This is a genomic window from Corynebacterium sp. UBA4397 (assembly GCF_002390965.1).
GTDB lineage: Bacteria > Actinomycetota > Actinomycetes > Mycobacteriales > Mycobacteriaceae > Corynebacterium > Corynebacterium flavescens.
In genome coordinates, this window is sequence record NZ_DGRD01000017.1 from 65,113 (window position 1) to 79,964 (window position 14,852).

Here is a 14,852-nt window from a genome sequence, read left to right on the forward strand (position 1 = left end):
GATGACTAAGCCGCGCAACACGGGCTCTATAGTGGAACGGGCTTATACCTTATCTTTGTAGCCCTCTGTCTCTCCTCCCCCCTCCGTGCTTTTAAAAGGAGCAGTTTTGTCCGCGCTGAGCCCTACCTCCCACGACGCCGTCAACCTGATGAAGTTCCTGGCCCAGGTCCAACAGGTCAAGTCTAAGAAGACCCGCGACGTCAAGCAGTACAGCAAGGATGGGGAAGTCATCTGGCTCGGCGCTCTGGCCACGCACCCGGACCTCCTCATAGACATCGCCGCCGCGCCCGGCGAGCCTTTCCTCATCGTGGGCAAGCCCCGCGACGTGCTCCCGCGCGAGATTCCTTCCCTACTGCGCGAGTTCGTAGAGGGCGAGACCAATAATCCTTCCCAAGCGCCCACCTTCCCCCTCCTAGGCGCCGATAGCGAGCCGGGGCTCCTGCGCCTGCGCGATGAGTGGCTTAAGACGTGGAACTCCTGGGCCGACAAAGCCCGGCGCGACAGGCCCGTCCATGCCTTGTATAAGAAGCTTTTTAGCATTCGCAACGCAATGAGCACCAAGGGCGATGCCCTGGAGCTGGTACTGGCTGCGGGCGTTTTATCCTGGCAGCCCGCCGACCATGAGCCGGTGCAAAGGCACGTGCTCTCCGCACCGATTGAGATTCACCTCGATCTCAAGACCGGTGAGATTAGCGTCTGCCTGGCGGAATCGGTGGTGGCGCTAAGCGCTGAGTTCGACATGCTCGACTCGAGTGCGCTGGGCTCGGCGAGCGTGGTGACCAAGGTGCGCCAGAGCCTGCAAAACCAGGATGTCCCCTCCTTTGAGCCCGACTTCGTACGTGAGATCTGCGCGCAGGTGGCCTTTCAGCTGCACCCCGATGGCCGCATCAGCGAGGACACGCGCCTGCCCGTACCTGGTCTGGCGCCTATCATCACACTCTCGCCCGCCATTATTCAGCGCACGCGCAAGCCTTCTGATCTGGCGGCAGTCTTCGAGGGCATCGCGGAGACCATCGTCGAGAGCAACCGCGTACCCCAGGGGCTTATGCCGCTTGTTGATCCGGACGCGGTGCCCTCTTCCCAGCCCTCCGATACCCCGGGTGCGCTCATTGAATCCGAGGGCGAGTTCTTTGGCCCCTTGCCGCTCAATGAGGCACAGAAGCAGATCATCGACAGGGTGGACTCCAACGCCCAGACCTTGGTGCAGGGCCCTCCCGGCACGGGCAAGACCCACACCGCCGCGGCTTTGATTACCCACCTTTTGGCCCAGGGCAAGCGCGTCCTCGTTACCGCAGAGACCGACCGCGCACTCCTTGAGGTCCGCGGGAAGCTGCCGGAGCCCATCCAGGACTTGGCCGTTTCCGTCATCGGGCACAGCGCCGCCGAGCAAAGCCAGCTCTCGCGCTCCATCCAGGTGATCTCCAAACAAGCGGATGCTTTTCACCCCAAGCACAACAAGGCCGCGGTCAAGAAGCACGAGAAGAAGGCCGCCTCCCTGCTCGCTGAGCGCAAGGGGCTTTATGCTGATCTGGCCCGCGCCTATGAGGCGGCCGGCACCTCCTGCGACATCGAAGGTTTCTCGGGCACGCACGGCGAACTAATCCAGTATGTGGATTCCCACCGCGGCGAGTATGAGTGGATCCTTGAGGATTCCCTGCTGCGTGCCTGCGACGCCGAACAGGTAAACTCCCCGCGCTTCCTCGCTTTCCTGCGTGCCCTGACCCAGCTCGATTCCGACGTGGACGCGGCGGTCATCGAAAAGCTTGCCCAAGAAGAACTGCCGTTGAGCCTCCACGAACTCACAGAGCTCAAGCAACTCCAAGAAACCACTGCCGCGCAGGTCGAAGCGCTGCGTTCCCAGTGCCCCTCCACGCTGCGCAAGGCTCTGAACAATACCGGCTCCCTCCCCACCGCCCAGATTGAGGAGAGGCTCGAGCGGACCCGGCACGATATTTCTACCCTCGTGGACTCCCAGGGAGGATGGCACGCCGACGCCGCCCTAGAGATCCTCGGTGGCATTCGCGAGATCTGGGAGGACCGTGCGGCCCAGCTGGACCGCGCCGTCGTCAAGGCCAGCGATCTTGTGGCAAAGTCCCGCCGGTCCATCTCCTTTGAAGGCGAGGCGGGCCTGCTCCTGCGCCAAGCCAAGGACCTGCTGGCACACCTCGATGGCGGCGGAAAGACCGTGGCCCTGCGCCCCGATGGTGCAGCCAAGCTGGGCATGCTCTCCCCCGGCGCCTATAAGCGCAACCGTATCCTGCTGGACTCCGTGCGCGTCGACGGCGTTGCCCCCGTGGAACGCGCGGACCTAGAATCCTTCATCGCCCACGGCGAATTGGCTCGCGCGGTAGAGTCCATGGCGGACATCATTCCCGGTATTCGGGTGGAGCATACACTCAGCGATAGCGCCAAGATCGAGGAGTACCGCCGCGCCGCGGCCTCCCTCAGTGCCCTCATTGACAAGCTGCAGGCGGCGGAGAATACCAATGCCTTCCTTAGCGAGCACCGGCTTCCCCCGCTCAACTGGCTTGACGCCGACGCCGTCCCCGCACTGCTGGCTGCAATAAAGCTGAAGGACAAGCGCGGCGACCTCGCCCGCATTAAGGAGGAGCACACAGCCGCGCTCGAGATGATCAGCACCACCCTGTCCACCGTGGGTGAGAGCGCCGCCGCCGTCATCGAGCCGGCCTATGCGGCCGTGCGCGACTTCGATCTCGATGCTTACTCAGAGGTCATCCAGGCTCTCGAGGAGCTCCACGCCCGCGAAAAGGAGCTCGTGGAGTTGCGCGCCGAGGCCGCCGCCTTTGGCGCCACCGGCCGCGAGTTGCTGCGCACCTTCCCTGCCATGCCCCGTGCGCAGCGCCTGACCACCCAGCTCGAGTACTCCGGCCGCCTGCCCCAGCTTGCCAAGGCCCAGGCCTGGGCCCAGCTTGAGGAGCAGCGCCAAGGTCTAATCAGCACCGACATCGACCGCATTCAGCAGCAGCTCTCCTTCATCGAGGACCGCCTGCGCAAGCAATCGGCGGAGCTGGCCCAGCACCGCGCCTGGAATCACGCGGTCTCCGGCGATAGGCTTTCCCCCCAATCACGCGCCGTGCTCAAGAGCTACGTGCAGCAGGTACGCAAGCTGGGCAAGGGCACCGGCAAGTACGCGGCCATGCAGCGCGCCGAGATCCGCAAGACCCTCGATAACTGCCGCGCCTCCATCCCGGTGTGGATCATGCCCCTCTTCCGCGTCACTGAACAGCTGGCAATCCAGGAGAACATGTTCGACGTGGTCATCGTGGACGAGGCCTCCCAGTCCAGCATGTCCGCGGTATTCCTGCAGTACCTCGCCCCGAAGATCGTGGTCATCGGTGACGACAAGCAGGTCTCGCCCTCCGATGTCGGCGTGCGCCAGGACGAGCTCCTATCCCTGTCCAACCAGCTTATCCCGGAGTTGCCTTTCAAGAACTCCTGGACAAGCACCGGCCGCTCGCTTTTCGACGACGCCAATATGCGCTACGGCGGCCAGCTCACCCTGACTGAGCACCGGCGCTGCGTTCCTGAAATCATCGGTTTTTCCAACGCCATTGCCTACGAAAACAACGGCGTCCCCCTCGTGCCGGTTAGGCAGGTCACCGCCGACCGCCTCAGCCCCTTCCGCCTGGTGCATACCCCGCAGGGTGAAATGACAGGCACGGCCACCAAGCGCATTAACGACGCCGAGGCCCACGCCATCTTAGACCACCTCAAGCAATGCCTTGAGGATCCACGATACGAGGGCATGACCTTCGGAATCATCTCCCTGCTTGGCTCCGCGCAGGCCGCGCGCATTGAGCAGCTCCTCCTCTCTGAGATCGACACCGCCGTGATCGAGGAACGCCAGATCATGGCCGGGATCGCCCCCGACTTCCAGGGCGCTGAGCGCGACGTCATCTTCTTGTCCATGGTGGCCTCGTACCGCGGCGACGTGCGTTTTAATGCCCAGACCCGTGAGCGCGACGTGCAACGCTATAACGTCGCCGTCAGCCGCGCCAAGGAACAGGTGTGGGTCTTCCACTCGGTGCAAGCCGCGGAACTCAACAACCACGAGGACATGCGCTTCCGCCTCCTCGACTACGCGCGTAACACCCTGGCCGCTGCCGATGCCGCCGCCCAGAAAGCCACGGAGACAATCGCACTGCCAAGCGAAGGCTCGCTCACTGAACCCTTCGATACCCTCTTTGAACAGGACATCTACCGCGCACTGAGCGAACGCCACTTCCGTATCCTGCCCCGTTACAACGCGATGGGCCACGTCATCGACCTCGTGGTCGAAGGCGACAAGGCCCGCCTTGCCATCGAGTGCGACGGCGATTCCTGGTCCACCCGCGAGGCCTTCAACGCACAGATGCAGGCCCAGCGTGAACTGGAGCGCTGCGGCTGGCACTTCTACCGCATCTGGGAAGAGGACTACCGCGCCGACCCCACAGCCAGCCTGGAGCGCCTGCTCAGCGCAATCAGCGCGCAGAACATCGCACCCCAGCCAGCCACCACTGTTCAAACAGCCACCACAGCCCAAACACCAACCACAACCCGAGCAGCCACAGAACCCAGCCCCTTCTCCACCTCCGCACCGGTCACACCGTCCGCACCAACTGCGCAGCAATCCGCGCATGCCGGACATGCCGAACAGGCCGGGCAAGCCGAGCCGAGCGAAGAATGGACCGGCAAGGTATCTAGTGAGTTCTCCTATGAGGACGACCTCTACGCCGATGACGAGTTCTCCAACAACCCCTTCGCCGCGCTAATCGAAGCCGAGGCCGAGGCCGGCACCGACAGCACCGAATACGGTGAGGCCGCCGGGTACGCCGATGACGACGATGACGACGATGACGACAATGATGACGTTCCCGAGGATTACCCCACCGATTCCCTCGGCGGCTCCCTGAGCAATCCCTTCTCAGCACAGCCTGAACAGCCGGCACAACCAGCACCCGCTCTCCGGAAAGCCGGGCTCCCCAACCCGCTGCTCGTCCGCCAGTCCAATGGCGAGGAAACGCAGCAGCGCTTCCCGCTGCAGCCCTCCTCTGCTCGTTCGGAGTTAAGCGTCGTCCTCGAGGCGGCTGAGGGAGACATCCCGGCTCCGGAGAAGTTCACCGCTTTCGGCGGAGGCACGACTGCTGTCACCATAGCCACGCGGGGCGAGATCGAAGAGGGCTTAGTCAAGATTCTGCAGGTCGAGGGCCCTACCCGGGGTGGGCGCCTCTACCGGAAGTATGCGGCAGGCTACGGCGGACGTATCGGCAGCGAGGTAAAGACAACTATCAAGCAGGCCCTTAGCGTTGCCCTCCAGAAAAACGTCATCTTGTCGAGTAACCCGCTTAATCGCAAAACTTTGGACGAACGCACCTTCTACCTAGCCGGGCAAGACCCTTCCGTGCCCCGCGAGCTCGGCGAAAGAAACCTGCGGGAGATGACCTCAGACGAGGTAATCGCAACAATGAATCTCTTCCCCACCGCCCCCACCGCGACCGAGCTCTTCCAGCTCTGCCGCAAGTATTGGGGCCTAGGCCGGCTCTCTGAGAAGGGTGCTGCGTTCCTGAGCGATCATCTAGCGCTGAGTACTTGGTCAGGTCAGGACTGAGCCGAGCAGACCCGGCCCTCGGGGAGACACGGAGCCTAGTGCATATCCGGTTCCCCGAGCTGCTCCGGCAATAGCTCCGAGGGCTTGCCCACGACGCTGACTAAGAGCATGTCGCGGGCGCGGGAGGCCGCGACGTAGAGGAGAGCTCTTTCGCGCTGTAGGGAATCCTCAACCTCGGCGGGTGCTAGGCCGCGCAGCAGGTACTGCTGAGGCAGCGCCTCGGCACTGACATCGACCAGAACAACGTGGGTAAACTCCAGGCCCTTGGCGTTGAACATGGTCATCACCGTCACTGGACGGTCGGCGGTGGTAAAACGCCCTGGGCTAACGGCAATGCCCAGCTCTGCGAGCTGCGCGGAGATTTCTGCCCGGCGCGAGTTAGTTCGCGCAAGCACGCCGATAGACACAGCTGCCTCGCCAGCGGTCCATTCAGCAATGTGGGCGGCAATCTTCTCAGCTTCCTCGGCTTTGCTCTCCGAGTAGACGGTGACGGGGGCAGGGCCTTGGCGCACGGAGTGATAACCGTGCAGATCATCGGTTTGTTCCTCGGAATCCACCCACTGCGTGCCATCCAAGATGGCAGAGGCATAGCCTAGGTTCTGCGCAGTGGTGCGGTAGTTCACGCGCAGCTTGGTTGTGGCACGCCCGCGGGTCTCAATCCCGTAGTTGCGCAACACCAGCCGCTGGCCGTAGATACGCTGGTGAGAATCCTCTGAGATGAAAATATCGTTCGGCCCTGACTTGGCAATAGCGCGCAAGAAACGCCAATGACCGGCGTGGAAGTCCTGTGCCTCATCGATGAGGACGTGATCAAACATGCCCTCGGCCGAGCGCTGCTCAACGATGTCTCCAGCCACCACCGCGCATGCGGCATAGGTCAGTTTCTGGGCAGCGGCGCACTTGGCTTGGAAAAGCTCCACGATGGACCAGACGGTCTTACGCTCTGCGCGGTTGAGCGAGGTTCCGCGTCCTGCGCGTCGCACTCGCAGGTAGGACTTCTCGTCTTTGATGCCGTGGGTCAAGATCACCGCGGAGTACTCCTGAGCCAGGAATGCCGGATGCTTCTTTTCTTGGCTGAGCGTCCCGCCCTTAAGGTCGGCGGCCTCGATCCACAAGCGGTTTTCGGTGCGCCCATCCAAGGCCCCGGGACAAAAGTCGCCGTCTATCCCCACAGCGCTCTTGAGCGCCATGCGTAGCTCGGACTTCTGCGCATTCTTTAATACGTCACGCACCAGCGCATCGATACCGGAGATCCACAGCCCGGGGCTGCCATGCACGCTGGCCTCGGGGAAAGAGGGATCGAGCTCATTCATCTGACCTTTGAGCGCATTGGCCAGCTCACGGGTGAACGTGGTCAACAGGACGCGGGAGCCGGGGTCGGTGTCTAGCAGATGCTTCGTGCGGTGGATGACCACGACGGTCTTGCCGGTGCCCGCACCGCCGGTGATGCGCGCGGAACCACTGTGGCGGGCGGTTACTGCGCGGCGCTGGCTGGGGTGCAAGAACACACGCCACTGCGCGAAGGAGCCACCGTTGATGATCTCTTCGAGCTCTTCCTGCCCGGGATCAATGAGGAAGTCCATCCTTCCGGCCGGGGTCTGCATGCCTGCAATGAGGGCATCGTCGTCGCCGGTCTTTTCAGCCGTGGGAGAGGTGGCACTCGTATCTTCGTCAGACTCGGCGGCGGAATCGAGCTGTAAGTCGGCGCGTACCTCGGCAATGCTCATTCCGGAAAGCAATCCCAGCGTGGCATCGCGTTCCCAGTTGGAAATACCTTCCCAGAGTTTCTCGAGTTCCTCCAGGCTGGATGCCTCTTCAATGAGAGCAACTACCTGCGGACTAAGCCCCAGCTCCTTGCGCAGCTGCTCAGCAGTGATGCCGTGCTCGCCAAGAATTGCGGCAGGGCGTTCAGCGTCCTTCGAATCCGCCCGCGCCGTCTCCTTGGCAGCATCAGTGGCCGCCTGCTGTGCTTGGTACTCGGCAACTTTCTGCGCGGCAATAGCCTTGGCACGTGACTCGATCTCTGCCTGCGAGAGCCCTGCGGAACCTCCCGCAGTGCCTGCACCGCCGTCGCCGGCGCCACCGGCGCCTGTGGCAGAAACATCCACAAGCTGGGTAACTCCGGTAACGGCGTTGACCACGAGGCTTTTCGAAGTCGCCAGATCGTAGGCATCATCGTGGTTGAGGATGTCAATGACGAGGAACTGTTTTTCCCCGCTGCCCTGCAGTTCAAAGAGCACGGCACGGTACTTGTCAGTAACTCGCGCTGTGCGCACACGCTTATCGGCTGCGTTGGCCACCCGCTCCACATGCAGCGAGGGGCTCTCTGGATTGCTGGCCAACTTATCGATGAAGGCTACAATCTGGTTTCCCAGGTCATACCTATTCTGCAGGGATTTATAGAACGCGACTGTAGCTGGCATGCCCTCGTGGTCTCCTTGTGTTCTTCTTCGGTAAATATTTCCGGATAGTCTTCTCCAGCTGCTTTTCAGCAGCTAGTCTTCCCCGTGCCCGTTCAGATTAGTAAAAGAGCGCAGCCACTTCAGCGGGTACTTCAGAAAAGTCTGCACCGAATACATGCAGTCCCCCTGCCTCTAAGCCCGGCCCCAGGTCGGGGACATCATCGGCATAGAGCAGGACAAGTTTCTCCTTGGGCCACCGTGCGATTATTGGCGCACCATCGACTTCTGTGCCGAGGCTGGATTCATCCGGGGGTGCAATCCCTGCCTGTGCCAACACGCGCAGGCAGTCTCGTGCTTCGGGCTCGTCCTGAAATTCAGCCAGGATCTCTTCCCATTCCAGTGGTATCGGCGGCGTAGATGATGCTGCAGAATCTGGCTCCGCAGCCGGTTGCGCCTCTATGCCCATCGCATCCACTCCCACGGCAACTCCGGAGGCAATAGCACTGTCTTCCAGATTCGTTTCCACGTCGGAGTCAATGACCCTGACCACAGCATTCGATGGGTCGAGGTAGAAGTAATTGCTCAGCCCGACAAACAACTGCCAATGCTTCTTTTCATCCCCGGCGCGGGAATTCTCGAAAACTAGCTGGCGCAGTCGAGTCGAGTATCTGACCTCAACTGCCTTGCCATAAGTGTTCCAATACTCTTGCCCGGTGCCTTCCCCACCGAGAACTGCCTCCAACACAGCAGCATGGGAGAGATCCTGCCACTCCTTGCCAGGGTCAAGAAGAACTTCCTCAAGCAAACTAAGACCATCCACACCGAGCAAATCCATCCGCTCAGCTGCGATGTTGAATTGTCGGGAGAATACCGCATGTTTGGAAGGTTCTACCCAACAAGCCGGTTCTATGTACTCACCGTTGACGCGTGCCTGGCGCTTGTCGATGTCGTGCCACGTCAACGACCACGGCAGATAGCCATCGGCATAGAGGCGGTTGCGTTTCTCAAAATCGTCGGCAACGCGGTTGTGCACTGAACTGGCATGGTAGGCGGCGCCATCGAGGTAGAGCGCTATATCGCGCACCTGTGGGTCAGGGGTCGAGAACACGATGTCTGGGATGGTAAATCCCAGGTTGACTTGCTCCTTCATGGTCCACTTATGCGGAACCTGCGGGCCGAAGTCGATGGTCCAGTGAGCGTAGTTTCCCACGACCGCATCACTGACCACAGCCCCCATTGCTTTGAGGTCTTGGCGCAGCTGATCCAGGAATCTCCGCTCAAGCTGCGACTGGGCGGAGCCTTCGGGCTTGTGCTCCGTCAGGTGGCCCTCCCAGGAGTACTCAAGGGGCTCGGCCTCGGCGGAAAGGTGGATATCATCAGCCAAGATCTTGCCCAGCGCCACGACGGCAGCTGCGCGCGACGTCTGTGGCAGTTGGCTGCTTCGAGCAAAGGGCAAAAGGCAGGAAGGACAGCACTCACGATCCTCGTGAGCACAATGGCAGGAAACCAGCCGCCGGTAGGCCACCTCAAAGAGGCGGCGCACGTGCGCCGGATCAGTAAACTGCGCCAGGTAGCCGGTTCCCCCGGGGATGGTGTCATGCACCAAGAGCATGTCGGAGACGAAGCCATCCGAGGGCGCACGTACCTGCTCCACATCGAGGTGGTCTGGGTTTCCGCCCAGGTATTCTTTGAAGCCCAATTTGAAGGCGGCGATGAGTGAGGGCAGCGTGGAGGAATCGAGCATGCCCAACAAGGCTGGCAGGTGCACAAGCACGGCTTGAGTCCCCAAGGTGCGGCCCAGCGCGATGGTCAAGGACTCTTCCTCCACGGAATTGCGGTGCTTGCACCAGGGCGCATGGTCTTGCCAGCGGTTGGCACCTGCCTGGGAATCGAGGTGTCCACAGTGTTCGCACACGCGAAAGAGCGGGGCCTCGCGCTCTGCTGCGGCGAATACCCGCTTGGCTCCTCCGCCGAAACGCCCCAGGTTAAGCCAGCGCATGTCCACATGCGGCAGGTATTCCATGCCAAACCCGGAATCGCTGAGGTACCAGGCTTTACCATGTCCCCCCTCGGGAACGCGGTAGCTCAGTTGCGTCTGAAAGCGTTTCGTGGCGCGATCATCGCGATTATCGCTGATAGCACTACGCGCGGAATCCACCGAGGCATAGACCTTAGACATCTCAACCACGTCGACGAGTTGCTCGCGGTCAGCAAATCCGGGAGCACCACACGCCGGGCACGGCCCAGCCGGAGGCGCAGACACTGGAGATTGCGCAGCGGCCGAGAGTACCACCCCGGTTGGCTGACAGTAAGAGCACTCGGGGCACAGCCGCCACTGCGTGATGGCGGAATGCTCGGCGCCGAGCTCTACGGAATCAACTTCGGCGCCAACCCCCTGAACGTAGAAGGTATTCCCCGGTGCCAATTCCGTTAGCGCGGAGGATATACCGCGGCTGTAGTCAAAGACCTTGGTCTCGAACTTTTGTACCTCCACGTTGAAGGAAGACACTGAAAGGTGGAATTCAACGCTATCGTCCAAGAGCGTGAAGTTGGGCAGCAGGCCATAGCGCTCCAGCGCAGAGATCCAATACTCCTCCGCGTGGTCCTTGAGCTGTTTGCGGGTAAAGCGCAGAGCGGCCTGGGTCGAATCGAGCTGATTCTTCGTGTCATCGTCCTCGATCGCGGCGGCTGCGCGCCGCTCCTCCAGCTCGTTCTTGCGCTGCTCCATTACTTCCAGGCGTTTGAGCAACTCAATATTCGTCTCGCTCCACCGCGTGCGCGCCGAGTCGATGTCTGCCACCATGCCACCTGGTGACGTCACCCATCGCGCGAGTTCTTGGAGGACCTCTGGGGCGGTATTGGAGCGCAGGGTCGCGCTAAAGCGCCCGAGTGCCCCGCAGATATGCACGTCTTTCGCGGAGGGGACTTCTTCACTCTTCCCCGTGGCAATGGCCTCCGCCTCTGCTTGCAGGGAATGGGCTTGCTCTGCCATGGCTGCTATCTCATCGAGGAAAGATTCGCTGTTTCTGCTGAGCACATCGCGGGCATAGCGCGCGGAAGAAGCACTCGGCTCCAGCTCATCAATCAGATAGGCCAAGAACTGGCGGTGCATGATGTCACGGGCCGAGAGATATGCTGCCGGAGCCGTGACGGAGCCCGCGATGGTTTCCAACGGATGCTCCAGCTTGGTCAGCGCAGGACCTCGGCCACGCACGAGAGCCACAATGAGCGAGTTTCCAGACAGACGCCCGGCGCGCCCCACTCTTTGCACGTAACTTGCCACGGTGGAAGGCATGGAGGCGAGCATCACGGTGGATAGGTCGCCGATGTCGATGCCCATCTCCAGGGTGGGTGTGGCGACCAGGACATTGGGAGCATCGGCCTGCTGTTGCTCGGCGGGGAGCTTAAACTGATCTTCTATTTCTTTACGCTTGTTGGTGGGTACAAGGCTGGTGTGTTCAGCTGAGACCACTGTGCGGGTGTTGCGGGTGCGATAAAGCCGCTGATAGTAGTTGTCTTCAACGTCGATGACCTCGAAGGAACCAGAGCAGGACAAGGTGAAGCAGGCGGTGCCGGCTAGCGCTGCACGCCCATCGGCATCAACGCCCGCGCGCAGGTGGCACACCGGACACTCCAGCAACTGCGGGGTGGATTCCTCCCGCACGACGATGTGACTTGGTGGCAAAGAATAAATCCGCCCGCCGCTGGCGGTGGGCAATGAGTCCACTACCCCGGCGTACTCGAGCTGAGCAAAAAGCTCGGTGGCATGCTTGGCCGCGTCAAAAGCAGAACCCACTGAGGTGCCCAGCGCCTTGTTGGTCCAGCGTGCGTACCACCCTTGTTGCGCACTCAGGGACATAGCAGCACTGTTTCCGCGCTTGCCTAATGCGCCTTTGAGCGCAGCGCCTGCCCGTGGAAACTTAGGTTCTCCACCGCGGACGAAGCCAGGTACGCCTTTGGCCCTAGCCTCACGGCTATTGAGTAAGTAGCGGTTGCAGTCCTGGCCGAGGAATCCCTTGAACCAGTCGTGGTAGATGCCGCCCGAGATGCGCATGTACTCAACGCAGCCGCGAGCCCAGCCCAAGAGCTCAGCATCCGTGGCGAGGACCCCACCGACTGACAGTGCTGCCTTGAGAAGAACCTCATCTTCCACATCAACTGCCACGCTAAGCGTGCCGGTGGAGACCAAAGAGCGTGGCAGATCCACGCGGTCACCGAATTGCAGGGCAAGATCCAAGTCAAGGCGTTTACGCAGCTGCGTCAGGGCACGCGTGACTTCGCTCGGAGTAGAACCTTTCTCCCACACGGCGCGGAATCGCGCGGAGTCTTTGAGCTCCGGCGGCAAGAGTTCAAATAGTGCCCGCGCGGACTCGGCTGGGGTGGGCTCGGCCTGCGCGTGCTCGACCATTCGCGCCGAAAGCAGGTCCAGGCGCACGCCGTTTACGCCTTCTGAAAGGGCTTCAGTCCCCTCATCAGTAGCCGGATGCAGGTAGGACTCCACTGCCCGCCAGATGCGGGAACGCACAGCGAAGGCGCGCGCCCGGTTCTGTACAAACCCGGCGCGGTGGGCGGCGTCTTGCACTGAGTCAGCAAAGACGAGGGTCTTCTTCTCTGCGTTGTCGAGCTCGTCCATGCCAAAGAGGTTGCTCAACGCCACTGAAAGCAGCGTGGCCACAGAGGAGCCCAGGTAGCGAATAGCGTCATCCTCGCCGCAAGAAGGACAGTTCTGCGCCTTGGCCCGCTCCTCTGTTCCCTCACCCGAGTACACGAGCACCGGCACCACCGGGGATTCCTCGCGCACCTCTGCTGCAGGCTCAGCCTCCATCAGCCCGGGCAGATCCATGTTCAGCCACTTAACGCGGGACTTATCATCATCGCTGCGCAGTACACCTTGCACTGCCTCGCTCGTGGCATCGATCAAAGGCCGCAGGCGCTCCAAGTGGGTCAGGGACAGCGCACGAATCTTCTGTGGAGCCGTCTCAAAAGTGTCTCCACCTGGCTGAAAGGCCAGCATCCACCCCGAGCGCCCGCAGTGCCGGCAGTAGATAGCCGGCAGCCATGCCCGCCCGCTATCAGCGCCCGCATGTGCGTGTTCTACTCCGCGAGCAATTCCACCATCATCTGACCAACGGAAAATGGACTGCTCTGACAAGCCTTCCTCGTCGCCGGCAACAGCCTCACTATCTTCGACTTGGCCCACAGCCCGGTCGATTCGGGAGATTTCACGCACCCACAGGTGCGTTTCTACCCCCGGGATCTTCTTGCCATCCCAGCCGCGGAGTGCCCCAAACTCCGCGCGCAGGTACGCGATTTCTGAGAGCACGATGGTGAGAAACTCCACTGCCATCTCGCGGTGCGCACGCAAGATACTCGCGTCAAAAACCTCCTCCACCAGTGGGGCAATACGGGCTGCAGTGCCTTCTCCACCGGCGCGCGTTTCCGCATGCTCGAGGGGCAAGGGCTGTGTAGCCGCCCGCAAGATCTTCTCCACCACAGCATTGCCAGCCATGGCGGCAATCGCCTCCTCGACGGTTTCACCGCAGAGCAGAAGGTGATCGCACAGTGCGAAATGCACGGCCAGGTCATACTCGCGTTTCTCGGTGACTCCACTAGAGCCTGCAGACTCAGCAGAATCTGCAGGCTCACCAAAAGCAGCCTCGGCCAATCCAATGCCTTCGACCACGGAGGCCACTTGGGCAATAACAGCCTCCATTGTCTCCACCGTGGGCAGGGGCGTTGATACCACCGGCAGACCCACGAGCTCAGGGATGGTGGCGCGCCATTGCTCCACATCAAGCAGCGTCTCCCCCACGACTGCTTCTGGCTCCAACTTCTCGCCAAATACGGTGTGGGCAAAGTTCAGCATGTCCGCGTGCGCACCGGAGACGCCACCAACAGCGGCAGAGCCATCACCAGCAGCATCAGCAGAGCCACCACCGCCCAGCGTTGCCGAGGTAGCCACTGGCGTGATCTTCCCCAAAGGCCGGGCCGCCTCCTCGGCATCGAGTACACCCTCACCCTGGTACTTCTTGAGCATCAGCCCCAGCCGGCGCAGCAACATTGCCACATCAGAGCCCTGGGCTGCATCGTAGGTGTGGAACTCATCGAGCACTAGGTACTGCAAGGTCGCGGCCGACTTTTCCCACATGGGCCTATCTGCCGCGCGCAGCAGCAGCTGATCCAACATCTTGTAGTTCGTCAGCAAGATGTCCGGCGGGGTATCACGCATGACCTCGCGGTCAGTGATGAGGCCGCGCTCAGAAACCTTGCGCCGGCCTCCCGAGGCCACCTCACCGGTATAAAGGCCTGCGGTTATCCCTGCCAGCGCCTCATCCTCCATCAGCAGCCGAGTCAGGCGTTTTTCCTGATCCGCGGCCAGAGCATTCATGGGATAGAGAATGAGCGCTTTAATGCCACTGCCTCGGTTGCGGCGGCAATGATCCAGAATCGGGTACAGGAAAGACTCCGTCTTACCCGAGCCGGTACCCGTAACCACCAGCGTGGGCTGGGGCCGGCGCTGCGTGCCTTCGGCATAGGAATAGGAGGCCAGCCGCTCGAAGGCCTGCGCCTGGTGGCGGTAGGGCGTAAATCCCTGCGGCAGCCAACCCAGGATCCCCTTCCAATCCCGCGCCGGCGCGTAGGGCAAGCGGGTTTTCACATAGGGTCCAAAGAACATCCCGCCGTGTGGGGCCTGCAAAAACGCGCGGAGCTGCTGGGAGGTCAAGTCCTCTGCCAACGAGAAGCTGGTGGTCACGTACTCGGATAGACCATCAGCGATGTGCCTAGAGGCACGCGTTGGGATAAGGCTCGACATCGTTTTCTACTACTCCACTAGATTGATA

General features: G+C 61.5%; 3 protein-coding genes. 1 reads left to right on the top strand and 2 read right to left on the bottom strand.

Annotation, left to right across the window (positions count from 1 at the left end):
• Positions 1-106 precede the first annotated feature (106 nt).
• Positions 107-5,608, top strand: a complete 5,502-nt coding sequence (locus tag B2696_RS03740) for an AAA domain-containing protein (protein WP_286953992.1) — start codon at positions 107-109, stop codon at positions 5,606-5,608.
• Positions 5,609-5,643: 35 nt separating this feature from the next.
• Here the strand turns inward: B2696_RS03740 and B2696_RS03745 are convergent, their stop codons facing one another.
• Both B2696_RS03745 and B2696_RS03750 read right to left on the bottom strand, forming a co-directional pair.
• Positions 5,644-8,031, bottom strand: coding sequence for a 3'-5' exonuclease (locus B2696_RS03745; RefSeq protein ID WP_286953993.1), 2,388 nt, complete (start codon positions 8,029-8,031; stop codon positions 5,644-5,646).
• A 97-nt stretch (positions 8,032-8,128) separates the two neighbouring features.
• The gene (locus B2696_RS03750) at positions 8,129-14,824 is read right to left on the bottom strand and encodes a DEAD/DEAH box helicase (protein ID WP_286953994.1); all 6,696 of its coding nucleotides are present in this window, start codon (positions 14,822-14,824) and stop codon (positions 8,129-8,131) included.
• Between the last annotated feature and the right edge of the window lie 28 nt (positions 14,825-14,852).